23 protein-coding genes are annotated in these 26,794 nt (G+C 63.5%); 11 read left to right on the top strand and 12 right to left on the bottom strand.

Annotated elements, in window-relative coordinates:
• Window positions 1–40 precede the first annotated feature (40 nt).
• Window positions 41–1,381, bottom strand: coding sequence for a hypothetical protein (locus tag KTR60_RS05315; RefSeq protein ID WP_228401925.1), 1,341 nt, complete (start codon window positions 1,379–1,381; stop codon window positions 41–43).
• Window positions 1,374–2,306, bottom strand: a complete 933-nt coding sequence (locus tag KTR60_RS05310; RefSeq protein ID WP_228401924.1) for a GTPase domain-containing protein — start codon at window positions 2,304–2,306, stop codon at window positions 1,374–1,376. The genes KTR60_RS05315 and KTR60_RS05310 overlap by 8 nt, the downstream gene beginning before the upstream one ends.
• Window positions 2,307–2,469: 163 nt before the next feature.
• Here KTR60_RS05310 and trmB point away from each other — a divergent pair, with 163 nt between their 5' ends.
• The 3 genes from trmB to KTR60_RS05295 are packed head-to-tail and all read left to right on the top strand — an operon-like array spanning window position 2,470 to window position 6,882.
• Window positions 2,470–3,228 (top strand): tRNA (guanosine(46)-N7)-methyltransferase TrmB, encoded by a 759-nt coding sequence (gene trmB, locus KTR60_RS05305; protein WP_118602730.1) that lies wholly within the window; start codon window positions 2,470–2,472, stop codon window positions 3,226–3,228.
• The gene (locus KTR60_RS05300; RefSeq protein ID WP_003945733.1) at window positions 3,225–3,932 is read left to right on the top strand and encodes an NYN domain-containing protein; all 708 of its coding nucleotides are present in this window, start codon (window positions 3,225–3,227) and stop codon (window positions 3,930–3,932) included. The genes trmB and KTR60_RS05300 overlap by 4 nt, the downstream gene beginning before the upstream one ends.
• Before the next feature lie 10 nt (window positions 3,933–3,942).
• Window positions 3,943–6,882, top strand: coding sequence for an MMPL family transporter (locus KTR60_RS05295; RefSeq protein ID WP_007734492.1), 2,940 nt, complete (start codon window positions 3,943–3,945; stop codon window positions 6,880–6,882).
• Here KTR60_RS05295 and KTR60_RS05290 read toward each other — a convergent pair.
• A complete protein-coding gene (locus KTR60_RS05290; protein WP_076948591.1) occupies window positions 6,857–8,719 on the bottom strand; it encodes a DUF2339 domain-containing protein in 1,863 nt (620 codons plus the stop codon). The genes KTR60_RS05295 and KTR60_RS05290 overlap by 26 nt on opposite strands.
• Window positions 8,720–8,856: 137 nt before the next feature.
• Window positions 8,857–9,429, bottom strand: coding sequence for a TetR/AcrR family transcriptional regulator (locus KTR60_RS05285; protein ID WP_042920278.1), 573 nt, complete (start codon window positions 9,427–9,429; stop codon window positions 8,857–8,859).
• 152 nt (window positions 9,430–9,581) lie between these two features.
• On the opposite strand from KTR60_RS05285, the gene KTR60_RS05280 reads away from it, so the two are divergent.
• Window positions 9,582–10,109, top strand: coding sequence for a cupin domain-containing protein (locus KTR60_RS05280; RefSeq protein WP_228401923.1), 528 nt, complete (start codon window positions 9,582–9,584; stop codon window positions 10,107–10,109).
• Window positions 10,110–10,144: 35 nt separating this feature from the next.
• Window positions 10,145–10,597, top strand: a complete 453-nt coding sequence (locus tag KTR60_RS05275; RefSeq protein WP_003945664.1) for a MaoC family dehydratase — start codon at window positions 10,145–10,147, stop codon at window positions 10,595–10,597.
• 4 nt (window positions 10,598–10,601) lie between these two features.
• Here the strand turns inward: KTR60_RS05275 and KTR60_RS05270 are convergent, their stop codons facing one another.
• From KTR60_RS05270 to KTR60_RS05255, 4 genes are read right to left on the bottom strand one after another with little or no spacing between them, the layout of a single operon-like run.
• On the bottom strand, window positions 10,602–11,321 hold the full coding sequence (locus tag KTR60_RS05270; RefSeq protein ID WP_007734485.1) for a DUF1707 SHOCT-like domain-containing protein: 720 nt from the start codon (window positions 11,319–11,321) through the stop codon (window positions 10,602–10,604).
• Between the two features lie 17 nt (window positions 11,322–11,338).
• Window positions 11,339–11,971, bottom strand: a complete 633-nt coding sequence (locus tag KTR60_RS05265; RefSeq protein WP_047269712.1) for a response regulator — start codon at window positions 11,969–11,971, stop codon at window positions 11,339–11,341.
• Window positions 11,972–11,999: 28 nt separating this feature from the next.
• The gene (macS, locus tag KTR60_RS05260; RefSeq protein ID WP_058039158.1) at window positions 12,000–13,223 is read right to left on the bottom strand and encodes a MacS family sensor histidine kinase; all 1,224 of its coding nucleotides are present in this window, start codon (window positions 13,221–13,223) and stop codon (window positions 12,000–12,002) included.
• Complete coding sequence (locus KTR60_RS05255; RefSeq protein WP_007734480.1) at window positions 13,216–14,394, bottom strand: AI-2E family transporter; 1,179 nt, start codon at window positions 14,392–14,394, stop codon at window positions 13,216–13,218. Before KTR60_RS05255 ends, macS begins: the two co-directional genes overlap by 8 nt.
• A 192-nt stretch (window positions 14,395–14,586) precedes the next feature.
• Between KTR60_RS05255 and KTR60_RS05250 the strand changes: the two genes are divergently transcribed.
• Both KTR60_RS05250 and KTR60_RS05245 read left to right on the top strand, forming a co-directional pair.
• A complete protein-coding gene (locus KTR60_RS05250; RefSeq protein WP_003945952.1) occupies window positions 14,587–16,065 on the top strand; it encodes an adenylate/guanylate cyclase domain-containing protein in 1,479 nt (492 codons plus the stop codon).
• Between the two features lie 9 nt (window positions 16,066–16,074).
• Window positions 16,075–17,181, top strand: a complete 1,107-nt coding sequence (locus KTR60_RS05245; RefSeq protein WP_058039159.1) for a TIGR00374 family protein — start codon at window positions 16,075–16,077, stop codon at window positions 17,179–17,181.
• On the opposite strand, the gene KTR60_RS05240 is transcribed toward KTR60_RS05245, so the two are convergent.
• The gene (locus KTR60_RS05240; RefSeq protein ID WP_007734477.1) at window positions 17,178–17,858 is read right to left on the bottom strand and encodes a FadR/GntR family transcriptional regulator; all 681 of its coding nucleotides are present in this window, start codon (window positions 17,856–17,858) and stop codon (window positions 17,178–17,180) included. The two genes, KTR60_RS05245 and KTR60_RS05240, sit on opposite strands and share 4 nt — an antisense overlap.
• A 163-nt stretch (window positions 17,859–18,021) precedes the next feature.
• Between KTR60_RS05240 and KTR60_RS05235 the strand changes: the two genes are divergently transcribed.
• The 4 genes from KTR60_RS05235 (at window position 18,022) to KTR60_RS05220 (ending at window position 22,357) form a co-directional block, all read left to right on the top strand.
• Window positions 18,022–19,758: a 2-isopropylmalate synthase gene (locus tag KTR60_RS05235; RefSeq protein WP_058039160.1), complete on the top strand. Its 1,737-nt coding sequence runs from the start codon at window positions 18,022–18,024 to the stop codon at window positions 19,756–19,758.
• A 78-nt stretch (window positions 19,759–19,836) separates the two neighbouring features.
• Window positions 19,837–20,385, top strand: coding sequence for a YceI family protein (locus KTR60_RS05230; protein WP_003945643.1), 549 nt, complete (start codon window positions 19,837–19,839; stop codon window positions 20,383–20,385).
• A 64-nt stretch (window positions 20,386–20,449) separates the two neighbouring features.
• Window positions 20,450–20,827: a DUF3054 domain-containing protein gene (locus KTR60_RS05225; protein ID WP_042920346.1), complete on the top strand. Its 378-nt coding sequence runs from the start codon at window positions 20,450–20,452 to the stop codon at window positions 20,825–20,827.
• A gap of 57 nt (window positions 20,828–20,884) precedes the next feature.
• A complete protein-coding gene (locus tag KTR60_RS05220) occupies window positions 20,885–22,357 on the top strand; it encodes a peptide MFS transporter (protein WP_228401922.1) in 1,473 nt (490 codons plus the stop codon).
• 6 nt (window positions 22,358–22,363) lie between these two features.
• On the opposite strand, the gene KTR60_RS05215 is transcribed toward KTR60_RS05220, so the two are convergent.
• The 3 genes from KTR60_RS05215 to KTR60_RS05205 form a co-directional block, all read right to left on the bottom strand.
• Window positions 22,364–23,101: a sulfite exporter TauE/SafE family protein gene (locus tag KTR60_RS05215; RefSeq protein ID WP_003945554.1), complete on the bottom strand. Its 738-nt coding sequence runs from the start codon at window positions 23,099–23,101 to the stop codon at window positions 22,364–22,366.
• Between the two features lie 30 nt (window positions 23,102–23,131).
• A complete protein-coding gene (locus tag KTR60_RS05210) occupies window positions 23,132–24,811 on the bottom strand; it encodes an NTF2-like N-terminal transpeptidase domain-containing protein (RefSeq protein WP_042920293.1) in 1,680 nt (559 codons plus the stop codon).
• Between the two features lie 107 nt (window positions 24,812–24,918).
• Window positions 24,919–26,736 (bottom strand): penicillin-binding transpeptidase domain-containing protein, encoded by a 1,818-nt coding sequence (locus KTR60_RS05205; RefSeq protein WP_228401921.1) that lies wholly within the window; start codon window positions 26,734–26,736, stop codon window positions 24,919–24,921.
• Window positions 26,737–26,794: the final 58 nt, after the last annotated feature.

Raw genomic sequence — 26,794 nt, 5'->3', positions numbered from 1 at the left:
AAATTGCCGCACTGTGGAGAACTCTGCACTCGCGAAATGATCAGTAGGCGGTGTTCAAAACGGCGAGGTCGCGCTCGCACGACGCGAGCTGACCCGATCTGGCCGCGGCGAGCTCACGAAGTTCACCGTCGATCTCCACGATTCGAGCCTGCGCCGACGCCAACTGCTCGCGACTCTCCGCCATGATCGCCGCTCCCAGATCCGCCTCGGCCTCGAGCAGCACGCTCTGCACTCGCTGCTCCCACTGAGCGCGAACCGCCGACATCGATTCGACGATCCACGACCTGGAGTGGGCACGATCGGCCGTCAGCCCGCGAGTTCGCGCCAACCACCACGCCGCGGCGCCACCCAGAATCAACGTCACGGGGATACTTGCGAACTCCAAGGCCGGAATCATTTCCAGCGGAGTCACTGCGATACGGCCGAGGCCGAGACCCGCGGACGCGCCGACAAGAATTGTCACCCGGTCCTCGTTTCCGCGCTGACGGCCCGGCAGGCCCTCCGGAATCTGCGGGGAAGGCATGTATCCGTTCGTCCCCGCAGATTCCACCGCTGCCGCCATCGCGGCGTCGAACACCCGGGTGTGGTGGTCGACCTCGTGCTGCAGTCGCGTCGGCACGCTGCCCAATTCGGCTCGCGAGGCCGTGTCGACCCAGGCACGTGCCCCGGCGACCGTCGCCCGGGTTGCCTCGGCGATTTGTTGTGACAGATCCCCGCGCGCTCGTTGCAGTCGGCTTCGCACCTGCACCAGGCGTTCGCCTCGCCGGCCGTCACGGTCTGCGAGCAGCTGCGATCGCTCTGCCCGCAGTTCGGCACCAGGAACACCGTCACGTAGATTCCGGATCTCCATCTCGATCATCCGGCGCGTCTGTGCGATGACTCCGGAATCCGAACCACCTGCTTCCCTCTCCCGTGCCGCCCGGCTCACGACCGCAACGAGTGACTGCTCCTGACCAGGCGCAATCGGGACCACGGGAGCCTGCGCAAAAGCGGTGCAGTGCGAAGCGAGAATCTCGGCATCACGCCGGCGCACCGCCTGCCAGTCTCGATAGACGTCGACGCGGGTCAGCGCCACCACCACCGGGGTTCCGCTCGCCGCAGCGTCGCCGAGGAGAAGGAGATCCTCGCGTCCGATCACACTGGCGGCGTCGACGACCAGAAGTACGACGTCGGCGTCCACCTCGCGTGTCACTGACGAACAATCATCCGAAGCATCGAACATCTGCGCGACGTCTTCCCGTCCACACCTTGGTGGACCGACAACGTAAATGCGAGTGCCACTGGATGTTTCGGCGGCGACCCGACGACCCGGATCGGATGCCGGATTCCATCGCTGCACCACGCGCAGCACCGAATCCGGAAGTACCGAAACGCTATTCATCGGTCACCGCCGGGGCAGAGCGATCGCCTCCGAGCTGCGCCCACCGACGCACATACCCGCGTCGAATCAGTGAGACCCGTTGTTGCGGACACTGTTCCGACTCGTTCATGAGCTCGCTCCACCACCGGCTGCACGTGCCCGCGTCGTCAGCAGTCCGAGGATCGGGAGGTTCGCCTTGACGCAGGGCTCGAATTTCGGGGCTCATCATCGCCGCCGCGGCGCCGAACAACACCGCGGAGTCCGAACTCAGATACAACTCGATCTCGTCCCTGCCCGCAGCGCTGCGCGAGGCAGATCGCCTCAGCGCCGGGCCGATCTGCTCGACCCGGCCCCACCACTGCGCCTCCAGAACAGGTCCGAGAGCCGCGAACAACTCTTCGACGCCGCGCCCGGTCAGTGTCTCCACCGGAACCGTGGGCACGCCGACGTTCTCCGAGATTTCCGCCGCCCGTCCCAGCGCCTCGTCCCAGCGCGGACCGAACAAGTCAGCCTTGTTCGCAGCGACGACCACACGATCGGAAACTCGAGCAATGGCTCGGCCGTCGACGTCGCGGACCGCGTCGACCACCACGTAGACAACGCAACGACGACCCAGATCGGGGTTCGACGTTCCAGGGACATCGAATGCCCTCGACTCGGTCACCACAACCGGTGCGCCGACAACTCTGCGCGAGAACCGGTCGTCGCGCCTCAGGATTCGCGCCAACGACGACCGCCCCACCCCGGCCCGTCCGGCGACCACCAGCTCGAGCGGCGCAGTCAGCGATCCGAGCACCGAGTGGACCGCCTCTGCGGCTCCCGAATCGATCGACGTCAGCCGATATGCCAGAGCGCGCAGCTGATCGATCGGCTCCGAGCAGGCGTCGTCGATCGATTCTGCGGGCAACATTCGTGACCACTCACGGCATGCAAATCCTGTGTTCATCCCCACCCCACGTCCCCATCGTGTCGGTGAGATTCTGTCAGGTTCTCGGCAAGGACGGCAGGTGACACCGCCCTTTCGCCGACAGTCCGAAGTCGACGGTTTCAGGACTTTCCGTGGAAAGTCTCAACTCAAACTTCAGACCCGTCTGCGCTAAACGGGGGTCATGCGTGACAATGGGTTCGTGAACGAAGCCGATCAGCATGCACCGCAGACCCCTGACACGGGGCAGACGGACCACACCAAGGGGTCCCGTCTCCATCCGAGAGTGACCAGCTTTCGCTCTCGCCGGGGTGCGCTGACCGACGCACAGCAGCAGGCTTGGGACCGTCAGTGGCCGCTCATCGGCGCCGACGTCTCGGACACACCGCTCGATGCGAACGCCTGGTTCGGACGTGAAGCACCCCTGATCATCGAGATCGGTTCGGGTACCGGCACCGCGACGGCCGCAATGGCCAAGGCGGAACCGCACGTGAACCTGATCGCGATCGAGGTGTACCGCCCAGGGCTCGCGCAGCTTCTCCAGCAGGTCGAACGCGAAGAAATTCCCAACGTCCGCGTACTGCGCGGTGACGCGATGGACGTACTCGAGAACATGGTCGCCCCCGATTCCCTGACGGGCGTCCGGGTGTTCTTCCCGGATCCGTGGCCCAAGGCCCGCCATCACAAGCGTCGCCTCCTGCAGGGGCCGACGTTCTCGCTGATCGCCAACCGCCTCAAGCCCGGCGGAGTCCTGCACGTGGCAACCGATCACGCCGAGTACGCCGAATGGATCGAAGAAGCCGGCAATGCCGAGCCGCTGCTGACCGCACTCGACTGGGAGTCTCCGATGACCCACGAGCGTCCGGTCACCAAGTTCGAGGACAAAGCCCATAAGGTCGGAAGTGCAATCACCGAGCTTATATGGGGGAAGATCAGAGCATGAGCGTCAGCGAACAGCTATCCGACGACGTGACGTCGTCGGAATCTCCTCTCGACTTCGGTCGTGACTCCCGCCACCCCAAGCGGGTGCTTCTGGTCTGGGACGCCCCTAACCTCGACATGGGCCTCGGCGCTATCCTCGGTGGCCGGCCTACCGCCGCCTACCGGCCACGATTCGACGCTTTGGGTCGTTGGCTGCTCTCTCGCACCGCCGAACTGTCCGCACAGAACAGCGGCACGCTCGAGCCTGAAGCGACCGTCTTCACCAACATCGCGTCCGGCAGCGCCGACGTCGTTCGTCCTTGGGTCGAAGCCTTGCGTAACGTGGGTTTCGCGGTGTTCGCCAAGCCGAAGGTCGATGAAGACAGCGATGTCGATTCGGACATGCTCGAGCACATCGCGCTCCGGTACGGCGAGGGCCTCGCCGGAATCATGGTCGCGTCCGCCGACGGCCAAGCGTTCCGCGAACCTCTCGAGGACATCGCAGCAACCGGTATCCCGGTCCAGGTTCTCGGGTTCCGTGAACACGCCAGCTGGGCTGTGTCGTCCGATATCTTGGACTTCGTCGATCTCGAGGACATCCCAGGTGTCTTCCGTGAGCCTCTGCCACGGGTAAGCCTGGACACCCTGCCCGACGAGGGCGCCTGGTTGCAGCCGTTCCGACCGCTTTCTGCCCTGCTCATCGGGCGAAAAAGTGTTGCCGAGTAGGAGTTGATCAGTGTTCGCCAGCTGGGGAAGCATCGTCTATCGAGCCCGCTTCACCGTCATCGCTGTCATGGTGGCGGGGCTCCTCGGGCTCGCTGCGTACGGCCTGAGCCTGCAGGATCATCTCAGCCAGAGCGGCTGGGACGATCCGGGGTCGGAATCGGTAGAGGCTGCCAAACTCGCTGACGGCACGTTCGGACGCAGCACGACGGGTGACGTTCTGGCGCTGTACACGGCGCCGGAGGGCAAGACCGTCGACGACCCCGAGTTCCAAGCGAAGGTCATCGACAATCTGCAGCGACTCGTCGCCGACAACCCCGACCAGATCATGAAGATCAACGGCTCGTACTTCAAGGTCGACAACGGTCTCTCGGTGGCGGCCCTGGCGGACAAGACCAAGCAACACGCGGTCACCAGCATCGCGATCGCCGGAGACAACGACACCGCGGTGTCCAACAACTTCCGCGACGTCGAGTCGCAGTTCTACATCGACGGCGTCGACGTGCAACTCGCCGGCCTGCAACCTGTCGCGAATTCGCTCAACGACACGATGGCCAACGACATCAAGCGCATGGAAATGCTCGCGATTCCTGCTGTCGGTGTCCTGCTGTTCTTCGTCTTCGGTGGCGTCGTCGCTGCTGCCCTCCCGTTGATCGTCGGCGGTCTGACCGTCATCGGCGCCAACGGCATCATTCGACTGATCACCAACTTCACCGAGGTCAACGCGTTTGTTGCGCCCGTGGTCTCTCTGGTCGGCCTGGGTCTCGCGATCGACTACGGACTGTTCATCGTCAGCCGTTTCCGAGAAGAGATAGCCGAGGGGTACGACACCCCGACCGCAGTACGCCGAACGGTCATGACGGCGGGTAGAACGGTCATGTTCTCGGCGACCATGGTTGCCGTCAGCCTTGGCGGTCTGCTGTTGTTCCCGCAGGGCTTCCTCAAATCGGTGGCTTACGGCGCCATTGCTGCCGTCATGCTTGCCGCGATCTCGTCCATCACGATTCTTCCCGCGATTCTCGGCATTCTCGGCAAGCGGATCGACGCGCTGACCTTCAAGAAGCTGCGCCAGACCAAGACCAACGAGGAAATCGAGAACGGTTTCTGGGGCAAGCTCACCCGCTGGGTCATGCAGCATCCGCTCAAGGTCGCGGTCCCGATCGTCGCGGCTCTACTGCTGATGATCATTCCGCTGACGGGCATCAAGTTCGGCGGTATCAACGAGACGTACCTGCCCCCGGACAGCCCCACGCGTGTCGCGCAGGCGCAGTTCGACGAACTCTTCCCCGGCAATCGCACCGAGCCCGTTCGACTCGTCATCGAGGGAGCCGACAACACCACCCTCGGTCAGATTTCCAAGACCGCAAATGCTGCGCCGGGTCTGGTCGAGAAGTTCACCCCGGAGGTTGCGACGAAGGACGGTGTCAACGTCCTCAAGGCCGGTCTGACGGAGCGGAACGAGGCACGTCCCACCATCGACTATCTGCGGTCCGCGGACTGGCCCGAGGGCACAACTGTGCTGGTCGGCGGTACTCCGGCCATCGAGCAGGACAGCGTCGACGCATTGCTCGATCGTCTGCCGCTGATGGTCGTATCCGTCATCCTGCTGACGACCTTGCTGATGTTCTTGACGTTCGGCTCGCTCGTCCTGCCCATCAAGGCCGCATTGATGAGCGCGCTCGGACTGGGTTCGACGCTCGGAATCCTGACCTGGATCTTCATCGACGGGCACGGTTCCGGTCTCTTGAACTTCACGCCGGGACCGATCATGTCTCCCGTCCTGGTGTTGATCATCGCGATCGTCTACGGCCTGTCGACCGACTACGAAGTGTTCCTGCTCTCCCGCATGGTCGAAGCGCGCGCGCAGGGCGCGAGTACTACCGAATCCATCCGTATCGGCACGGCACATACCGGCCGGATCATCACCGCTGCCGCACTGATTCTGATCGTGGTCACCGGCGCATTCGGCCTGTCCGATCTGGTGATGATGAAATACATCTCCTACGGCATGATCTCCGCGCTGATCATCGACGCGACTCTCATCCGAATGTTCCTGGTCCCCGCGACCATGAAACTGCTCGGCGACGACTGCTGGTGGGCTCCGGCCTGGATGAAGCGGATCCAGCAGAAGATCGGGCTGGGCGAGCCGATCCTCGACAACGAGCTGGTACTCGCGAACGTCCCGCAGATCGCGCCTGTCGGTGCGATCGCCGGACCGGGGCAGCCGCGCAAGATCGAAGCGGCCTCGCGGGTCATGCCGCCGCCTGCCCCGGCTGCACAGCCGGAAAGCGGACCTCGCGTTCCCGATCCTCTCACCGAGCCCATTCCGCTCAGCGAAATGGCGATCAAGGCACCCAACACGGAGGCTCCCGCCGCGGAGAAGCCGGCACCGCGACGTCGTCTCGATATCGGGAGTGCAGCCAGCGCCCCCCAGAACCTGATCGAGGCACCTGTACCCAATCCCTCGTACCGGCCGCAACCGAATGCCAGCGACAAGCGCAGAAACCCCACGCCCGCTGCGCCGGCCGAGCGTCCCATCGAGAGTTGGTTGTCGGACCTGCGGGCCCGGGAACAGACTCCCCCGGCCTCACGTCCACTGCCGGTGGTCCGGACGCCTTCGCGGACAAACGGTTCGGCGACCAACGGTGCTGCCAGCAGCAGTTCAGGCTCCAACGGCGCGAGCCGGAACGGCTCCGCAAACGGTGCTACCAACGGCTCTGCAACAAACGGTTCAGCCCCGACCTCGGTGGAGGCGACCCCCCAGTCGCCGCCTCCACCGACCGCTCCGGAGCGTCGTAACGGGGTTTTCACGGATTCGCCTTCGCCTACCAACGAGCCCCGAGTCTCGGACGCCACCCCTGACGGCGACGACAACGCCACCGGCAGGCACCGGCCTGACGACGCAGGCGCCATCAGCGTGAGCGAGCTCATCGCTCGCCAGAAGCGAAGCTGACCTGCTCCTGCTCCTGCTTGGCGAAGGCTCGTGCATAACGTGTCCCGACCAGCAGGAGCAGCAAGCCGACCACCAGGAAGGCAACGCTGCGCACCAGCCCACTGAGTGTGGCCAGGTCGAAGAGGAACAGCTTTGCCACGGCCGCACTGGTGAGAGCAAGCCCGGCTCCGAGCAAGACGCGAGCGTGCTGGCGGTTGTTCAATCCGAGCACCAGCGCTGACGTGGCGGCAAGCATCCACACGATGGTTGCAACGCTGTGCCCGGCAACGAAACCGGTTGCACTGTCGAAAATTTCGACGCCGGATGAGACGAGCGCGCACGTCACCGCGTAGAGGACACCGAACCCTGCGGCCGCCCATAGAACCGCTGCATTCGAATCGGCGATCAACTTCAGTCGGTGAATCGCCCAGACCAGCATCACCAGCGCGCCTATCGCCGTCAGGCTCGAGAGTGCCGTGATCGCACCGAGTTGCCTGGACGCGGCGCGAGCGGTCGTCAACGCTTCCGGCGGAACCGTCGTGAGGTATCCGATCGATCCGATTGCCGCAAAGGCGGTTCCGAGTGCGAAGACGAAGCGCGAACCCGCATACAGCGAGACTCCGAGGAAGATCATTCCGACCGTGAGGATCAGCGGTACGACCAGAGATTCAGTCGCCCCGGAGAAGCAGCAGAGCAACAATGCGAGGGCGCCGGTTGCGCCCAGTCCGAATCGCAGTTGCGTCGGCAAAGGCTTGGCCGCCGCTGCAGCCGAAAGAAGTAGTGCCGCAGCAATTCCGTACAGCACTGCGGATTCGGTGCGCCCGAGCACGGCTCCGACGCTCATCAGCGGAAGGGACGAGACAACAAAGGTAGCGGTGGACCACGCCCCTGCAATGCCGTCACGCGAGGGCGAACCCGTCCACTGCATAACCATCGCGCAGCCGGCCCCCACGATTGCAACCACGCCGGCACTGACCACCAATTGCACTGCACTGTTACCGGATTCGTCAAAGATGGACTCCGACGCTATCGCTGCGAGCAGTGCGAGAACCACCGGTACGGTGCGCGCCATGCCCAGGTACTTCCAGTCACGACCGAGCTGGGCGGAGAATGTCGCCGACTGGATCGCGAAGAGGAAACCGATGAGGGTCAACGATATTCCCGACGTCAACACGGGAGCCAGCAGCGCTGCTCCCAGAACGATCATGAGCGCCAGCGATTCGGAATGCCACTTCACGGCGAGGGCAACGCCGGCGGCGGCGATTCCGAAGGCAATCACCACCGCGAGCGGTGTCGTCACCCAACCGTAGAGAACGGAGGCTGCGACGACATCGAGATACATCCCTGCAAAACCTGTGGCAGCCAGGGCAATTGCCCCCACTTTGCCCCCTGGTCGTCCGTGGACCCGCACCCCGGCAAACACCAAGGCGCCGGAAAGGAGCGCACCGCCGAGCACCCGCAGCGGAGGTCCGAAGAATCCGGCCTGCGCTGCAAGTACCAGCAGCATCACGACGCCGATCAGTGTGACGGCAACACCGGCCGCGGCCAGGAGTCGACTGATGACACCGTCGCGTTGCCACCAGGGCTGGCGAGGTGCGGCAGCCGGATACGTCGGCGGCTGCCACGCGGGCACGCTCTGCTGAGGACGCATTGGCGGCATCTGCGGCACCTGTGGCACCGGAGCTGCGGGTGCCGGAACTACCGGCATGGGCGGGGTCGCAGTAGCCGAGGCCAGCTGAGTCTGCAGGATCGACAGGTTCTGGCCCATGTGACGCAACTGCCGGCCGATGCTGTCGCACTCGGCCGAGAGGGCGGTCACCAGTCGCGGATCGACGGCGGAAGAGCTCGGTGTGGTCATGGCTTCGAGCTTGCTGCGTGGCCGAACCGATCAGATGAGTAGTACTACTCGATCAGCCTGAGGACTTCTCGTACTCAACTGAGGACACCTTCGACTGACTGCATCATCGACTGACTGCATCATCGACTGACAGGGCACTAACGCCGAGGTGCCGCGTTCCGCAATCGTTCGGACAGAAGCCGACCCGAAGTGTGAAGCGGAGCGGGATCCTGACGCGCCCGAGCAAGGACCAGCGCGCCCTCGAGTGCGGACAGAGCGAGAATTGCCTCGGACTCGGCGTCTTCGCGGGACCAACCGTCTGCCTCGAGGCGCTGAGCCAGCAGTGCGAGCCACGAGTTGTACCCGTCCGCACAAGCACCGCGGATGACCTCGGATTCGGTTGCGGCATCCAGTGTTGCCGTAGCCAGGGCGCATCCACGTTCGTAGTCCGAATCCGACAAACGCGCAGCCAATGCGGCGGCGAATGCCGAGATCGCGGTGGCTGCATCGGGTGAGCTCTCCAGCAGGTGCCGGATGAAATCGGCCATTGCCTCGCCACGTCGTCTCAGAGCCTCGCCTGCGAGTTCTTCCTTGCCGCCGGGAAAGTGAAAGTACAAGGAACCTTTGGTAGTCGCACTAGCCGAGAGAACTTCCGACACACCCGTTCCGGCGTAGCCCTTCCGCTGCAACAGATCGGCAGCGGCATCGACCAACAAATCCCTCGTAGACATACGTTCAATATACCGATCAGTACACATATCGACAACAGTTGAAGTGCATAAATTGTCAAAACCTTGCATCACTAGACCGATTGGTACATGATTCGGGAATCAACAAACCGGAGCGCGGCCAACGACGCTCACGACGACGAAGGACTGAATCGATGTCACCGAATTCCCCGAACAACACCACCACGACCGTCCTCGGACCGGACGAAGACCTCGCCGGGACCCTCGCGGCCACCGGCGTCCGGATGATGGTTCGTAACAAACAAACCGAGGGAGGTTTCTCTCTTGTACAACACCGCATCGCTCCGCATTCGATGACCTCACCGGTCCATCGCCACAGCCGGGAAGACGAGTACACGGTGGTTCAAAGTGGCCGCGTCGCAGCGATGGTCGGAGACGAGGTCGTCTACGCGGAGACCGGCGCCATGATCTTCAAACCGCGTGGCCAGTGGCACGCCGTGTGGAATCCCGACGACGCTCCAGCGCGGATTCTCGAAATCATCACGCCCGGAGGAATGGAAGACCTGTTCGAACTGATGCCGAAACTACTGACCGAAGCAGGTTCCGCCGCGGAATCGGTTGCAGCGCGGGTAGAAGCAGACTTCGGGATCGAATTCGATCTCGTTGCCACCGCCGAGATCGCACAGACACACGGTGTGGGATTCGGCATCGAAAGTCACTGACCGACTGTCAGCACCTACCGATCGAAGGAAGATTCATGCTTGTACTCACCGGAGCAGAAGACCTCAGCGCCAACCTGAACCAAGAGCTGGGCGTCAGCGACTGGCACGATGTCACCCAGGAGTCCATCGACGAGTTCGCCCGGGTCACCGGCGACGATCAGTGGATTCACGTCGATGTGGATCGCGCGAAGGAGTCACCGTTCGGCGGAACCATCGCGCACGGCAACTACACGCTCTCACTCGGCCCCAAGTTCTCGTACGCAATGTTCTCGCTCGAAGGTTTTGCGTTTGCTCTCAACTGCGGATTCGACAAGGTCAGGTTGCCTGCTCCGCTTCCGGTCGGCTCTCGTGTCCGCATGCGCGCGACGTTGAGCAAAGTCGAACCGATCAACGGCGGTGTCCAGATCACGGTGACGCAGACGTTCGAACGAGAACACGGTGACAAGCCCGTGTGCGTCGCCGAGATGTTGACCCGCGCGTATCACTGAAAGGTCAGGAGCCGAACATCTTTCGGATCGTGGTACCGAAGGGATGCTTCGCGGTGACACTGCCGAATCGCACCTTGCCGTGCACCACCAGATGCAGCGGGCCCATCTGTGGGCCGGACCGAACCTTGTTCGACGCGCTTCCCCCGACTGCCTCGACACCGTTCATGTCCACCGTCGCCTCTTCGGGAACGATCAGTGAAATCGAGCTGGCGTAGTCGTCGATCGAGATGTTCACGACCTGCGTCTGCATCACCGCACGCGTGAAATCGATAGTCACACTGGACATTCTGGTGTCGACCACGACAGCTGGTGGAACGATCCAGGCACCGTTCCGCGTCACCGTCGCCATTCGTCCACGGATCACGGCAGCATTTGCCGCTCCGTAAGTACCTACAACCGGAGCCCCGACGGGAGCGCGGTAAGGCGGGCTCGGGTGAACCGGCGGCGGTTGGGGTTGGTACGTCGGCGCCGGGTAGGGCTGGCCTTGGTACATCGGCTGACCCGCATTGGGATACGCGGGTGGGTCGTAGTCGGAGATCAGTGTGATGCCCGGAAGATCGGCGAGAACCGAGTTGAGCTCACCTCGTGTCTTTGCGGCCAAGGCAGTGTCCATGCGCTCGGTGAACTCACCGAGCGAGAGCATCCCTTGACCGACAGCTTTCTGCAGCAGCTCGCCGACATGCTCTCGTTCGGCATCGGATACGCGTAGATTCCTGGCCTCCATGATTTCCAGGATAAACGTTATTCGAGACCTTGTTCTATCGCGTATCGCGTGAGCTCGACGCGATTGGCCAACTGAAGCTTCCGAAGCGTTGCCTGCACATGGTTTTCGACGGTCCGGTGGCTGAGCGAGAGCCTCGTGGCGATCTGTTTTGCGCTCAGCCCCTTGGCGACAAGACGGAGCACTTCGGTCTCACGGTCGGTGAGCCGAGGCAGCTCGGGTGCGCGATCGTCGGCCGGTGCCGTCGACATCCGGCGGTACTCACCGAGCACCAATCCGGCGAGGCCGGGGGTGAAGACGGCTTGTCCGTCGAAAGTCGCTCGCACGGCCTCGAGCAGTTCCGCCACCGAAGCACTCTTGACCAGGTAACCCGACGCTCCGGCTTTGACCGCGTCGAGGACGTCGTCACGTTCGGCAGAGGCCGAAAGCACCAGTACCTTGCTCTTCGGCGAAACCTCGAGAACTGCGGTGGTGGCGTCGGCACCGTTTCCGTCCGGCAGGTTCATGTCCATCAGAACCACCGCCGGTTGCACGGCGGCGGCCCGGCGGCGCGCACTCTCGACACCCTCCGCCGTGGCGCTCACGGTGAAGCCGGCAGCTTCGAGGTCCCGGGAGACACCGTCGCGCCACATCGGGTGATCGTCGACGACCATCACCGTCACCGGATTCTCGCCATGTTCGTCAGCCGCGCTCACTTTTCCCCTTCGGAACGTTGATCTCCCATTCGGTGCCCTCCCCCGGCCCGGTTTGCAGGACTGCAGTGCCGCCGAGCACCTGCACTCGGCCGAGAATGGACTTCGATACTCCCATGCGGCCTTCGGCTTCGGCCTGCGCCAAGCGACCCTCGGGGATTCCGACGCCGTCGTCGCGGATGCTGACGATCACCTCGTCCGGCAAATCTTCGAGCAATACGTATGCCTTCGCCGCGGGCCCGGCGTGCAGCCCGACATTGGACAGAGCATTGTCGACGATGGCTGCCAGTTCGATGGCTCGATCACGCTCGATCACGACGGGGTGCGCGGGCGTCGACACCGACACTGACGTGCTTGCCTGCGTGGTCAGCAGCGGACACAGATCCACTGTCTGTCCGCCGACGTCTGCCGCGGCGCCCGAAACCTGCTCGGAGATCAGCATTCTCAAGGCGACCTCCTGCTCACCGGCCAGAGCAGCCAGTTCAGCTGCCTCGCCGCCGAGTGCCGCACCTCGCCTGCGCACCATCGCCAGCACCTGCAGAACGCCGTCGTGTACTTCGCGTGCCAAACGCTCGCGCTCTTCGGTGGCCGCCGCCAGACGGACGGCTTGCTCGAGTTGTCGATGCGAGCGCCGAGCGGTGGTGGTGGCCAAGCCCAACGCCAGGCCGACCGATACGAGCACGGGAGCCGTCGCATCGCGCCAGAGGTCCAGGTTGACCTGGTCGCGGATGATCGCGCTGGCCGCCGAGATGACAACTCCGGACGCCATACCGAGCCACGGCCCGCCGAGAATTGCCGCGGAGATGACCGCGTTGGTGGCCCACAGCGTGGTGGGCAGCGTCTGGTGATTCTGATACCACTCGTGGTCGGAGACCAGCCTCGTCGACGCCATCAGCAACATGACGACCACCTGATCGGCGATCACCACCTGATACCGCGGCAGCTTCTTCCCGAACAAAGCACCGGATGTCCCGAGCAACAGTGCCGACACCCCGGTCCACACGGCCATCAGAGCGACGAAGAACCAGCTGAGCCGAGAGTTGGTGTAGTCGGAGGCCGAGGCGAGCTGGTAGCTGATCGCGTACACCAGCGTGACGAGCCGAAATGCCTGCGCCGCCCGCCACAGCGGGGCATCAGGGTCGGTGTCGACGCCCGACGCCTCGCGAACGGTCGGCTGATAGTGCAGCCGACGACGGCGGGTGGGCTCAGTCATCGGGAGGAGTGGGGTTCACGATGCGAGGCTCGGCGCGCGGCTCGTCGGGTTCGGCGGGGAACAGTGGGGTTTCCGGATCTTCGACGTGCAGTTCGGCGTACGCGATGTCCGGGTCGTCGGCGAGGAGGGAACGAATAGCGGTATTCAGGACCGCGACGATCGGAACAGCCAAGAGCCCGCCGACGATTCCAGCGAGAACGATGCCCGTTGTAATGGCGAGAACGACTGCCAGCGGATGCAGGCGAACAGCGCGACCCAACAACAGCGGTTGCATCACGTGCGCTTCGAGCTGCATGACGCCGATGATGATGCCGAGGACAATCAGCGCCGTCAGGAAACCCTTCGTGACCAGAGCGACAAGCACCGCGAGAAAACCGGTCAGAAATGCACCGACGATCGGAATGAACGCGCCGATGAACACCAACGACGCCAGCGGCAGGGCGAGCGGCACCCCGAGGATCGCCAGGCCGGCACCGATACCGATCGCGTCGGCGGCGGCAACCGCGACCGTGGCGCGCACGTAGCCGATCAGCGACCCGAAACCTGCAGAACCGGCGATCCGTACGCGACGACGCGCGTCGGTGGGAACGATCCGGGTGACGAACTGCCAGATCTGATCGCCGCCGTAGAGGAAGAAGATGAGAGTGAACAGCGTCAGCAATGCCCCGGTGAAGATCTCGCCGATGACTGTCGCCGTGGTCAAAGCGCCGCTGGTCAGGGACTCACGATTGGATTGCACCGACTTGACGACCGAATCACCTGCCTGGCGGATCTGATCCTCGCTGAAGTGCAGCGGACCGCTGGTGAGCCAGTTCTGAATTTGCGTGACGCTGGCCGTGAACTGGTCGGTGAGCTGGGGCAACCCGTCGATGAACTGCTCGACGACAAACGTCATGATTCCCGCGACCAGTCCGATCGAGGCAAGCAGAACGACGATGACGGCTGCCGAGCGGGGAACACCCCACACCTGTAGCCGATCGACAATCGGGATCAGCAGAGCTGATGCCAGCAGAGCCAGCCCCACCGGGATGAGCACGGTTTCGAGGCGGAGTACGACGTACCCGAGAACCAACAGTCCGGCGAAGATCACAATGAGGCGCCACGACCATTCCGCAGCGATGCGCACGCCGGGATGCACCGCCCGAGCGTCGGCGGAGATGGGTTTGTTCATCCTCGATGCTCGCTCCGCACGCCCCCTGTTTGCGTTCACATCGCGAGCCTAACCGGCCCGGCCGACACAGGTGAGCGGACGAATAATCGGACGCGCGTACCAACACTTCGACCTCTGCCAGCTAAATTGAACCCTGTGCGGGCCTCATACAGAGCAATAGCGGTGACCATCCGCAGCCGGTGGCCCCTCTATATGCTCTCCATGCTCGCAGCCAATCTGATCGGCGCGGTACTGGTCTTTGCCTTCGTCCGGTACGGCGTGCCGATCCAGGAGTCCGACGCGATAGTTGCCGACCGGGTCCGCAACTTCGCGATCTTCGGCGTGTACCTGGCGTTCGCCGGCGCCGTCAGCCTTACGGCGGCGGCGATGATGTTGAAGTCGGTCATTCGCTGGCGGCTGCGCGGGGGTCCACCGACGAGGTCCGAGCAGATGGCGGCACTGCACGCGCCGCTTCGCCAGGCCATCGTCCACCTGGTGCTGTGGATTCTGGGCGGCATCATCTTCGTGTTCCTGACCATCACCGAGATGCCCGGTCTCGCGATCGCCGTGATCGTGACGGTCTGCATGGCCGCGACCACGACCTTCGGGTTCACCTACATGCTCGGTGAGCGCATTTTGCGTCCGGTCGCCGCCCAGGCCTTGAGCGAGGGCGAATTCGATCGGACCATGGCGCCTGGCGTCGGAACCCGGCTGGCGATGACCTGGGGACTCGGCACGCTGATGCCCGTCGCAGGCATCATCTTGCTGTGCTCGACGCAGCTCACGACCGATCTCGAGTTCTCCCCCGACTCGCTCGCGTGGGCGATCCTGCTCATCTCGATCATGGCGATCGTGCAGGCCTTCGCGCTGTCGATGCTGACGGCTACCCAGATCTCCGATCCGATCCGCCAACTGCGACGCGCCATCGAGCGGGTGCAGCGCGGCGCCACCGACGTACGCGTCGAGGTGTTCGACGGCAGTGAGATCGGTCGGCTGCAGGTCGGCTTCAACCGCATGATGAAAGAGTCCGACGAACGTCGTCTGCTGCGTGAGCTGTTCGGTCAGCACGTCGGCGAGGACGTGGCCCGGCGCGCGTTGAAGTTCGGTACCGAGCTGGGCGGCGAAACTCGATTCGTGGCAGTTCTGTTCGTCGACATGGTCGGATCCACCGGTGCCGCGGCCGAGCGCCCGCCGGGTGAAGTGGTCGAACTGCTCAACGAGTTCTTCCGTGTGGTCGTCGACGTCATCGATCGTCACCATGGTTTTGTCAACAAGTTCATGGGTGATGCAGCGCTCGCCATCTTCGGTGCACCACTCGATCGACCCGACGCTCCGACGGCAGCCCTCGCTGCGGCTCGCGAGCTGCGGTTCAAGCTCAACGACATCACCGGCCTCGACGTCGGAATCGGTGTGAGCGCGGGGCTCGCGGTCGCCGGCAACATCGGTGCTGCCGAACGTTTCGAGTACACCGTGATCGGTGATCCGGTCAACGAGGCGTCACGGCTCACTGAGCTCGCGAAACTTCGGCCCAGCCGGGTGCTGGCGTCGACGAGCGCGTTGTACTTCGCCGACGAAGAGGAACAGGCCGAGTGGGAACTCGGCGAGCAAGTCCAACTGCGTGGGCGCCGACGACTGACGCATCTGGCGTGGCCCGAAAAGTATCCAGAGGTCGATCCGGATCAAATTGGTTAGGGTGAGTCGATGGCTCAGCCTGGAAACACCCCACGGCGACTGAGACGACCACGCTCGCCCGTGGCCGAGACCAGTCGGGCCAGAGGGCGCTTCTGGTGGCTGAAGTGGGTGCTCGGGATAGCACTCATCGCCCTCCTGATAGTCGAAGGCGCATATCTCTGGCCCAGGCTAAGTGAGGCCTGGCGGGTCCTGACCGAAATCCATTGGGGTTGGGTGGCCGCGTGCGTCGCGGCCCAACTCATTTCACTCAGCGGTTACGCGTCCGTTCAACAACGTCTGCTCAATGCCGCTGGTGTGGTTGCCGGTCACCTCAAGAACCTCTCGGTCATCTATGCCAGTACGGCAATGGCGCTGACGTTGCCTGCGGGCCAGGTCTTCTCCACTGCGTTCACGTACAAGCAGACTCGAAAGTGGGGCGCTACACCGGTTGTCGCATCCTGGCAGTTGGCGATGTGCGGTGTCATCGCCGCCGCGACTCTGGCACTACTCGGCGCTACCGGCGCGGCGGCGTTCGGCACCAAGGTCAGCCCGGTGACGCTGACGATTTCGCTCGTCGGCATGGCAGCACTGTTTCTGGCGTTGCGATACATAGCCCAGAATCCCGGCAGCATCGAGCGCATCGGGCACCGAGTTCTGGCGCTGTACAACCGTTCTCGCAAGAACCCGACCGGGCGCGGTATGCACCGTTGGTCCGAAATCCTCAAGCAACTGGATTCGGTCGAGCTCAGCCGCACCGACTCGGTCATCGCATTCGGGTGGTCGGCCATCCATCGTGTCGCCGATGTCGCTTGTTTGGGTTTCGCATGCTGGGCGGTGGGCGCGGAACCCTCCTTCGCGGGGCTCCTGATTGCCTTTACCGCCGCCAAAGCAGTCGGCAGCATTCCGCTGCTGCCCGGCGGGCTGGGCTACGTGGACACCGCACTGATCACCGCGCTGACGATCGCCGGTGCCAGTGGAGCGCAGGCAATTGCGGCATGGTTTGTATATCGGATGGTCAGCTTCGTCGGGGTCGCTGTCGCCGGTTGGATCGTCTTCTTGATCACTTTCCGTGCAACCCACCACGAAGACCTCGAGATGGACCTCGAGTTCGAACGCCGCGAACAGCCGGGCGTCTAGCGTCGCAACGCTGCCGCCATGTCGTCGAGGTGTGCCCGGCTGATCCGTACGGCTGCCTCCGCGTCGCCGGCTTCGATGGCGTCCACCAACATTCGATGCTCGTCCGCATCGGGCTGGCTGTGGGGATGCAGGTCCAGAACCGCGATCAACTCGATCAACGCAGCCCGCAGACGCGGTACAAAGGTCTCGAAGAGTTCCGACAGCACGGGATTGTGTGCCGCGTCCACCACTGCTCGGTGGACGGCGATGTCGGCGTCGACGAACGCTGCGTCGCCAGAGTGCGCTGCGGCAGTTCTACCGTCGAGCGCTTGCCGCAGAGCCGCGACGTCAACGGCATCGCGCCGCTGCGCAGCGAGGCGAGCTGCTTCGATCTCGACCGCGTTGCGCACCTCGACGACGTGAAGGATCGCCTCGGCTTCGAGCACTCGGGGCCACTGATCCGGAGGCGTCGTACTCCGTAGGAAGACCCCGGCGCCCTGCCGCGATTCGAGCATGCCGAGGCCCGCGAGAGTCCGCACTGCTTCCCTGATAGTGGACCGCCCGATACCCAACTGCGCAGCAAGAGTGGTTTCACCTGGAAGTTTGGCGCCGACTTCCCATTCACCGCTCACGATCCGCGCGCGTAGCAACTCCGCGGCCTGGTCGGTGAGCAGCCGACGCTCGACGATCGGGGACACGTGAACTCCTCAGGTTGTCTGATAAGTAATTTCGTTCTAGTGTAGCCCGCATGGCTACAGGAGCACTCCTTCTCGACTGCCGCGGCGGGGCCTGAAAGACCGGCACCCCTCCGCGGGGTTTCGCCATGCCGGTCTCTCGACTCGACCGCAGGAGAAACCGAAGATGAGTACTACCCGCGCCAACCGCTGGAACAACCAGAAGCCGTCACCCATGCCGTCCGAGCGCTATCGCGCCGCGTGGGATCGCGTCGACATTCCGACTTTCGAGCGGACGTGGCCGTCCAATCGCACCACCGCGGCGCCCCTGTGGGTGCCCGTCGATCTGCGTGACGGCAACCAAGCCCTCGCAGAACCGATGGACCCCGAACGCAAGCGTCGAATGTTCGAACTGATGGTGGCGATCGGCTACAAGGAAATCGAGGTCGGCTATCCCTCTGCGAGCCAGACCGATTTCGATTTCGTTCGCGACCTGGTGCGCTTCGATCTCGTTCCCGACGACGTCACCATCGTCGTATTCACCGCCGCGCGTACGGATTTGATCGAACGGACATATCAATCGATCGAGGGGCTGCCTGACGCGGTTGTCCACATGTACACAGCGACTGCGCCGACGTGGAGAAACGTCGTTCTCGGCAAGGAGCGAGAAGAGCTGCACGACATGATTTTCCGCGCCGCGCAAGACGTTGCTCGTGGCGGCGAAGGCCACGACGGCTGGCGATTCGAGTTCTCACCCGAGGTCTTCAACCTCACCGAACCCGACTACATCCTGCAGGTCTGCAACAGTCTCACCGAACTCTGGGACGCCAGCCCCGATCGCCCGGTTATCCACAACCTGCCTGCCACAGTCGAAATCGCCACCCCCAACATCTATGCCGATCAGATCGAATACATGCACCAGAATCTGGCCCGACGCGATTCGGTGATCCTCTCGGTCCACCCGCACAACGACCGCGGCACCGGCGTTGCGTGCGCCGAACTGGCAGTGCTGGCCGGCGCGCAGCGCGTCGAGGGATGCCTGTTCGGCAACGGCGAGCGGACGGGCAACGTCGACCTGGTCACGCTGGGGCTCAATCTGCATGCACAGGGCGTCGATCCGGAAATCGACTTCTCCGACATCGACAAGATCCGTCGAACGGTGGAGTACTGCAACAGAATTCCCGTCCACGAACGCCACCCGTACGGCGGCGATCTCGTGTACACGGCATTTTCCGGAACCCACCAGGACGCGATCAAGAAGGGCTTCGCGCATCACTACGAGAGCGCGGAGGCTGCCGGCGTCGATCCGGGATCGGCGCCGTGGGCGGTCCCTTACCTGCCGATCGACCCCGCCGACGTCGGCCGCGACTACCAGGCGGTCATTCGTGTGAACAGCCAGTCGGGCAAGGGCGGAATCGCATATCTGCTGCAGACCGAGTACGGGGTCGAACTCCCCCGGCGCCTGCAGATCGACTTCGCCTCGCGGGTGCAGCTCGAAACCGACGACTCGGGCACCGAAATGACTGCCGACCAACTGTGGAAACTGCTGCTGCGCGAGTACGGGTACAACGGAGGAGTGCGTCGGTACTCACTGGAACACACCGCCGACGGTGATCAGTTGTTCGTTGCCATCGATCGCGACGGGCGCGAGGTCACCGCCGCGGCCAGTGCGTCCGGGCCGGTCGAGGCATTGAGCAAAATCCTGACCGAACAGGGCTCGGCCGTCGAGGTTGTCTCGCTCACCCAGCATTCACTGCCCCGCAACCCGAATTCTTCCGGGAGTGCGAATTCGGCAGTCACCATTGCAGAGTGCGTGGTGAACGGTGAAGGACGCTGGGGCATTGCGGTGCATCAGTCGGTGACAGCGTCGGCGCTTCACGCGGTCTATGCCGCAAGCACAAACACTGTGATGCAGCTCACATGATCTTGCGGAAGGATTTCCTGGGGTCCATAGTTGAAGCTACAAGAACTTGAACATTCAACTACTTATTCAGGAGCTTCCATGACCACCGCAACCTTGCCCGCATTGACCGCCGGAACCTGGGTCATCGACACCGTCCACTCCACTGTCGGATTCTCGGTTCGCCACCTCATGGTTTCCAAGGTTCGTGGAACGTTCGACGAGTTCTCCGGAACGATCACCGTTGCCGAAGACGGAACCCCGGCCGTCGAGGCCGAGATCTCCGTGGACTCCATCAACACCAAGAACGAGCAGCGCGACGGCCACATCAAGTCCGCTGACTTCTTCGACGTCGAGAAGTTCCCGAAAGCCACCTTCAAGTCCACCGCAGTGCGATCCAAGGGCAGCGACTTCGTCCTCGCCGGCGACTTCACGCTCCACGGCGTCACCCGCGAGGTCGAGCTGAACCTCGAGTTCAACGGCGTCAACCCGGGCATGGGCCAGGGCCCCGTCGCCGGATTCGAGGCCACCACCGTCATCAACCGCAAGGACTTCGACATCTCCATCGAGATGCCCCTCGAAGGCGGCGGAGCAGTTGTCGGCGACAAGATCACGATCACCCTCGAGATCGAAGCCGGCCTCCAGGCCTAACAGCACTGTGCGCCTTTATTAACCGCCCGCGGTTAATAAAGGCGCACAGTCGTATGGTGTGAGCGTGAAGAAGTACGCACCATTCCTGCTGATCGACGCCATTCTTGTCATAATCTTCTGCGCGATAGGGCGCCGTACCCACGAAGAAGCCAATGCGCTCGCCGGTCTGGCGAAGACATCCTGGCCCTTCCTGACCGGCCTGGTGATCGGATGGGCTGCCACGTTCGCGCTCTACCGCGACAAGTTCAACGCCGTTCTCCTTGTTCCCACCGGCGTTGTCGTTTGGCTCGGCGCCGTCGTCATCGGGATGATCCTGCGAGTGTTGAGTGGCCAGGGCACCCAGTTCAGCTTCATCGTCGTCGCGACGCTGGTCCTCGGCGCGTTCCTTCTCGGTTGGCGCGCACTCGCTCCGCTGGTAGTGAGAATCCGCACCAAGTCGTAACCAAACTCCACGGCTCGGAACCACCCGAAATGCCCGAGCACGTAGGACACTTTTCGGATGAGCAACACTACGGAGCCCGTCGAACGTAGCGAGAAGGAAGACCGGGGGTTCTTCGGCCAACCCTTTGCGCTGGCGAACCTGTTCGGCGTCGAGATGTGGGAGAGATTCTCCTTCTACGGGATGCAAGGCATCCTCATCTACTACCTGTACTACAGCGTCAGCGACGGCGGCCTCGGCATCAGCCAGGCGGCAGCGACCAGCATCGTCGGCGCGTACGGCGGCACCGTCTACCTGTCGACGATTCTCGGGGCGTGGGTGGCCGACCGACTGCTCGGCTCCGAGCGCACGCTCTTCTACAGTGCTTCGCTGGTGATGGCCGGCCACATCGCACTGTCGGTTCTTCCCGGCATGTGGGGTGTCGGCGTCGGCCTCGTCATGGTCGCCTTCGGCAGCGGCGGCTTGAAGGCCAATGCGACCTCTCTGGTCGGAGATCTCTATTCCGCACAGGATGTTCGCCGCGACGCCGGATTCTCCATCTTCTACATGGGCATCAACATCGGCGGTCTTGTCGGTCCGCTGCTCACCGGAGCCGTCCAGGACGCCTGGGGATTCCACGCCGGTTTTGCTCTCGCTGCCGTCGGCATGGCGCTCGGCCTGATCCAGTACACGCTGGGCCGCAAGCATCTTCACGGAATCGGTGCCGAACCCGGCAACCCGTTGCCCGCGGACAAGCGCGCACTCTACATCGGGATCGGCATTGTCGCGATCGTCGTCGTCGCGGTCGCCTCCGTCACCGGCTTGATCACGGCGGACAACATGTCCGACGTCGTTGTCGGACTCACGATCGTCGCGTCGGTCGGTTACTTCCTCCTCATGCTCACCAGCAAGAAGGTCACCAAGGTCGAACGCAGTCGAGTCTTTGCATTCATCCCGATGTTCATCGCGAGCGCGGCCTTCTGGTCGCTGTTTCAGCAGCAGTTCACCACCGTGCCGGTGATCTCAGACAAGCTCCTGGACCGCAATCTCTTCGGTTGGGACTTCCCGCCGACGTGGGTGCAGTCGATCAATCCGGTGTTCATCATCATCTTTGCCGGTGTGTTCGCAGCGATGTGGACCAAACTCGGTGACCGTCAGCCGTCGTCGCCGATCAAGTTCGCGCTCGGTACCGGCACGATGGGTCTGGCGTTCCTGGCGTTCATCCCGATCACCGGGGGCGGACCGAACAGTGCACCGCTCCTCGGCCTTGCCGGTGTGCTTCTGCTCTTCACCTTCGCCGAACTCTTCCTGTCCCCCGTCGGCCTTTCCCTTGCAACCAAACTCGCGCCCGAGCATTTCCACACTCAGATGGTGGCGTTGTTCTTCTTGTCCGTTGCATTGGGTTCTTCGATGGCGGGAACCTTGGCCGGTTACTTCGACATCGACGACAGTCGCCCGTTCTTCCTGATCATCGGTTTCTCGTCGATCGGAATCGGAGTGATTCTTGCTCTTGCCTCGCCGTGGATCAAGAAGCTGATGCAGGGCGTGAAGTAGACGGGCTCACTTCACCCACAACCACAGAGCCAACACGAATCCCGCTATCGCTACTGCCACACGCAGTACCGATGGCGGGATTTTCTTGACGACGGGCGGGCCACACCAACCTCCGGCCAACGCGCCGAGCGCCATCGCCAACGCGGCCACCCAATGCACCTGTCCGGAGAAGGCGAAGATGAGTGCAGCCACAAGATTGGCGATGCCGAGAAAGAAACTCTTCAGGATCGTTGCACGCCACACCGTTTCGGAAGTGAGGATGAGCGTCGCAGCCAGGAAGATGACGCCGGCACCGGCACCGAAATAGCCGCCGTATACCGCGACGGCGAACAGTGCTGCGGAGTAGATTCCGGGGCGGTCACCGCCGCCGGACAACTCACGAATCTTCGGTTGCAGCAGCAGCGCGAGCGAGGCGAACACGACCATCGCCGGCACAACGGATTCGAACGAACCTTCCGGTGCCAGCCACAGGATGAGGGCACCGATGATGCCACCGGCCGCCGAATAGAGAGACCAGCGAACAAGTTTCGGACCGGTATCGGCAACTTCACGGGACGAGTTCGCCAACGCTCCGACGCCGACGGCCACCAACGCGACGGTATTGGTCATGTTCGCGCTGACCGGTGAGAGCCCGACGCTCAGCAGCGCCGGATACGAAACGATCGATGCAAGACCGGTGACAAAACCGACTAGACCGCTGAAGAATCCCGCTACGACGAGGAAAAGGAAATCGAGCAGGTTCACGAACCAGGAATCTACTCGCGGTGCCCGGTACTACTTGTCGGCAGGCTTGCCGAGTTCCTGGAAGAGCTTGTCCGTCATCTGCATTGCTCGATCGCCGCCGTCGGCGTCTGCGACGAACACTGCGAACGCGAAGTCTCCGCGTGATCCGTAGAACCAGCGATCGTCACCGCTCGCTGCACCGGCCGCCATCATGTCCGGGTACCCAGCCAGTCCGCCGGCGCCTCGCATGGCGTCACGCAGACGATTGTTGACGTCGCCGGGCAATGCCGTCGGCGTGACGTCGGCGGTAGCCGGTTGTCCGAAGACCATCATCGGCATCGGGGCACTGCCGCGGGCAATCGATGCCGCGAGCATCGCCATTCCGAACGGAGTTACCGTCGGTGTGTTCGCGTCGTTGGACGTCTTGTTGGCCATGACGTTGTTCATCGCCTGGTCCACGCCGGGGCGGTTCGCGGCAAGCACTGCTGTCTGCTGTTCGAGTCCCTGAATGTGGAAGCCGTTGCCGAGTCCGAGTTGCTGCCCGGTGTCGGCCAACTGTTCGGGTGACACGGCGCCGGGGTCGACGCCGTTCTGCATCGACGATGCGAGACGGACCAGATCGAGGGCGCCGCCGGCCGGGCGCAACCCGGTGAAGGCGATCGGGCCCTGTTCGATGGCCTGATTGTTCTGTGCGGCAGCCAGAATGGCGCCGTCCGACGGGCGGATCGCGACGATGGCCGCAGGAGTACCTGCACTGACGACAGCTTCGATCGCGGCGAGTTGAGCGTGCGAGTCGAGGGTCGCGGCGACGTCGGGGCCGGGAGGTCCTTGGAAGCCGGCTTGCTTGATCGGGAATCCGTTGGGCTCGACCAGATTGACCGCCCAGCCGGCGGTGGCGTCGCGATTGGCCTGCCACACGGTCCGCAGTGGGTCCAGCAACGGCGAGTTGATTCGACGGTCGGAGGCGATCAGCTTGGGTGTCTTGACCACGACGACGCCGGGGATCGCAAAATCGCTTTCCAGGTAGGCGTAGTCGGGATCGCGGAGCAGTACGGCGGTGACGGGCTTGCCGGGGTTTGCGGCGAGGTCGGCCAACATCGACTCCGAAGTGACCAACGGCGCGACAGGTTCGAGCACCGTGGCGAGGCGACGAGTGGTGTCGACGGGGTCCGGCATGGTGGCCGGGTCGAGAGTGATCGCGTTGATGGTCTGCTCGTTCATGAGCAGGGTGCCGGTGCTGTCGACTACCTTCGGCGGCGCTGCGTCCGTGCGGGTGTACGAAACGGTGCGACCGTTGCCGAGGTCGGGGACGAGGACCGACGGGTCCCAGGACACACGCCAGCCGACCGACAGATCACGAACCTCACCCTGCGACTGGTAGCTCCAGTCCTTGCCTTCGCCGAAGTTCCAGGACGCGTCGAGTGTGAAGAGTCCGGAGTCGCTACCCAGATCCATGACCTGAGCGACGTCGAAGTCGGTGGACTTGGCGGCCAGTCCGTCGAACATCTGCTGGATCGACGGCCGCGCCGCGTTGGGGTACGACGTGAGCGCCGCGGCAGCTTCGGCGTCGTGGTTGTTGAGGGCGGTGACGAAGTCCTCCACCACCGAGGCGGCGTCGGATTTCTTCTCCCCACCGATGACACACGACGCGAGCGCCACTGTCAGAACGACAGCAGTTATCGACGCAACGACATATTTTCCACGACGGTTGTGCTGTCCTCCGGGCCCCATGCATGTAACTCTTTACTTCTGTCACACGAGTAACAAGCACGGGATGCCTACGAACGTGTCACGGTTGAGCTACGACGGTGTGATCCAACTGCAACGGAAAACAGGTTTCAGCGCAGAAAAGTGCCCGCTACCTGCACTGCAGGCGAAGAGCTGTCCGCACCCGCGATGAATACCGCAAATGCGAGGTCTCCCTTGATTCCGACAAACCACCCATGTGCCGGGCCACCCTCGGTTTCGGCCGTGCCGGTCTTGCCGAGAAGCCCCGGAATGTCCTGCAACGACGTCGCCGTACCGCCTGTGACGGTCTCGCGCATCATCACCCGCAACTGTTCGGTCACCTCCGCGGGAGCCGGTGCAACGGTCTGATCTGCCACGCCGGGCTGTCCCTTGACCAACATCGGCGCGGGTGTCGTTCCGTTGGCGATCGAGGCCGCCACGAGAGCCATCCCGAAGGGCGTGGCGGTCACCGTGCCCTGTCCGATCGCGGACTCGACGCGTTCGGCGGGGGTGTTCGCGTCAGGGACGTTGCCCGTCACCGTCGTGAGTCCGGGGGTGACGTAGTCGACGCCGAGCCCGAACTGCAGCGCCGCTTTGTGCAGAGCATCGGCGGGCAGACCGACGGCCATCCTCGCCATTGTGGTGTTGCACGACTTCGCGAAAGCGGTGTGCAGCGGAACCGATCCGAGGTCGAACTCGTCGTCGTTGGGAATCTGACGGCCCTCGATGTTCTCGGTACCCGGGCACGGCAGAACGGTGTCCGGTGTAGCGACGCCGGCTTGCAGGGCCGCGGACGTCGTCACGGTCTTGAACGTCGAACCCGGTGGGTACAGGCCGGTCAGAGCGATCGGGCCCTGTGCGTCGGCGGGGGCGTTCTGGGCCACCGCCAACACCGCTCCGGTCGACGGCTGCAGCGCAACGATCGCCGCCTGTTGTGTCACCCCGGCGAGCGCATTCTCGGCCGCGAGTTGCATCGGTCGGTCGATCGTTGTCGCGATGTTCGGAGCAACCGGCCCGTCTTGGCCGGCGACGGTGGTGACGGTTCCGTTCTGCTTCACCTGCTGTACCGCCCAGCCCGCGGACTTGTCCTGCCCCTCCTGCCACAGATCGGACAACCCACTGAAAGTCGGCGACGCCAGAGTTTTGTCCACCGAGAGCAACCGAGCCTGCGGCGCCAAGCTCACTCCGGGAATCGCCGCCAACCTCTCCTCGATCGGTGCAAGATCCTCGGCCCGCAAAGTGATTGCGGTGACCGGCTTCCCACTTGCCGACACAAGATCGCCGCTCAGCGATGCCGCCGTGATCGTCGGCGCGATGGGCGAGAGAAGAGCCGCCACGGCTGCCGTGTCCACCGGGGGCACCGCGGCGGAATCGAGATTGACCAGCGTCACCACCTGCTGCTCCATGATCGGCTGGCCCGCCGCGTCCAGCACCGACGGCGGAGCACCGGTAGTGGGTGTGTAGCGCAAGGTCGTCGAGGAGGTCAGGTCCGGGGCCAACAGCGCCGGGTCCCACTGAATCAGCCAGTTGTCCCCGCTTTTCGACGCGTTTCCCTGCGTCGAGTAGTTCCAGTCCTGACCTTCACCGAACTTCCACGCCGCATCGAGTGTGAACTTCCCCGCAGAATCACCGGACTCGGTGGCGTCGGAGACGGTGAATGTTCCCTCGTCCTTGCCCAGCCCGTCGATCAGAGCCGAAATCGCAGTCGACGCCGCCGCTGGATCGGTGGTCAGGGCTGCCGCCGCTTGCACGTCATCGGACGTGAGCGCGGAGGCGAACTCCTCTGCCACTGATTTCGGCTGGTCAGGGCCAGAACTGCAGGCAACTACCGATCCTGCGGCCAATACCCCCAGAGCCACGGCAGCCACGGGACGACGGAAAGTTCGGAAGCTCTGACGAGCGTGTGAAAGGCGCACGACTCCGATCATGCCCGAATTTGTGGCGCCAGTTCGACTATCGGTGTAATCATGTAATCAGTGCAATAAA

The organism is Rhodococcus sp. C1, from assembly GCF_020809065.1.
Taxonomy (GTDB): domain Bacteria; phylum Actinomycetota; class Actinomycetes; order Mycobacteriales; family Mycobacteriaceae; genus Rhodococcus_F; species Rhodococcus_F qingshengii.
Note: the sequence above shows the minus strand (reverse complement) of the source record. Positions and strands in the feature narration are given on the sequence as shown.

Excerpts from the sequence above, each read along its gene's own strand:
- KTR60_RS05315 (WP_228401925.1), bottom strand. The coding sequence starts at position 1,381 with ATGAATAGCGTTTCGGTACTTCCGGATTCGGTGCTGCGCGTGGTGCAG.
- KTR60_RS05310 (WP_228401924.1), bottom strand. The coding sequence starts at position 2,306 with ATGAACACAGGATTTGCATGCCGTGAGTGGTCACGAATGTTGCCCGCA.
- trmB (WP_118602730.1), top strand. The coding sequence starts at position 2,470 with ATGCGTGACAATGGGTTCGTGAACGAAGCCGATCAGCATGCACCGCAG.
- KTR60_RS05300 (WP_003945733.1), top strand. The coding sequence starts at position 3,225 with ATGAGCGTCAGCGAACAGCTATCCGACGACGTGACGTCGTCGGAATCT.
- KTR60_RS05290 (WP_076948591.1), bottom strand. The coding sequence starts at position 8,719 with ATGACCACACCGAGCTCTTCCGCCGTCGATCCGCGACTGGTGACCGCC.
- KTR60_RS05285 (WP_042920278.1), bottom strand. The coding sequence starts at position 9,429 with ATGTCTACGAGGGATTTGTTGGTCGATGCCGCTGCCGATCTGTTGCAG.
- KTR60_RS05280 (WP_228401923.1), top strand. The coding sequence starts at position 9,582 with ATGTCACCGAATTCCCCGAACAACACCACCACGACCGTCCTCGGACCG.
- KTR60_RS05275 (WP_003945664.1), top strand. The coding sequence starts at position 10,145 with ATGCTTGTACTCACCGGAGCAGAAGACCTCAGCGCCAACCTGAACCAA.
- KTR60_RS05270 (WP_007734485.1), bottom strand. The coding sequence starts at position 11,321 with ATGGAGGCCAGGAATCTACGCGTATCCGATGCCGAACGAGAGCATGTC.
- KTR60_RS05265 (WP_047269712.1), bottom strand. The coding sequence starts at position 11,971 with ATGGTCGTCGACGATCACCCGATGTGGCGCGACGGTGTCTCCCGGGAC.
- macS (WP_058039158.1), bottom strand. The coding sequence starts at position 13,223 with ATGACTGAGCCCACCCGCCGTCGTCGGCTGCACTATCAGCCGACCGTT.
- KTR60_RS05255 (WP_007734480.1), bottom strand. The coding sequence starts at position 14,394 with ATGAACAAACCCATCTCCGCCGACGCTCGGGCGGTGCATCCCGGCGTG.
- KTR60_RS05250 (WP_003945952.1), top strand. The coding sequence starts at position 14,587 with ATGCTCTCCATGCTCGCAGCCAATCTGATCGGCGCGGTACTGGTCTTT.
- KTR60_RS05245 (WP_058039159.1), top strand. The coding sequence starts at position 16,075 with ATGGCTCAGCCTGGAAACACCCCACGGCGACTGAGACGACCACGCTCG.
- KTR60_RS05235 (WP_058039160.1), top strand. The coding sequence starts at position 18,022 with ATGAGTACTACCCGCGCCAACCGCTGGAACAACCAGAAGCCGTCACCC.
- KTR60_RS05230 (WP_003945643.1), top strand. The coding sequence starts at position 19,837 with ATGACCACCGCAACCTTGCCCGCATTGACCGCCGGAACCTGGGTCATC.
- KTR60_RS05220 (WP_228401922.1), top strand. The coding sequence starts at position 20,885 with ATGAGCAACACTACGGAGCCCGTCGAACGTAGCGAGAAGGAAGACCGG.
- KTR60_RS05210 (WP_042920293.1), bottom strand. The coding sequence starts at position 24,811 with ATGGGGCCCGGAGGACAGCACAACCGTCGTGGAAAATATGTCGTTGCG.
- KTR60_RS05205 (WP_228401921.1), bottom strand. The coding sequence starts at position 26,736 with ATGATCGGAGTCGTGCGCCTTTCACACGCTCGTCAGAGCTTCCGAACT.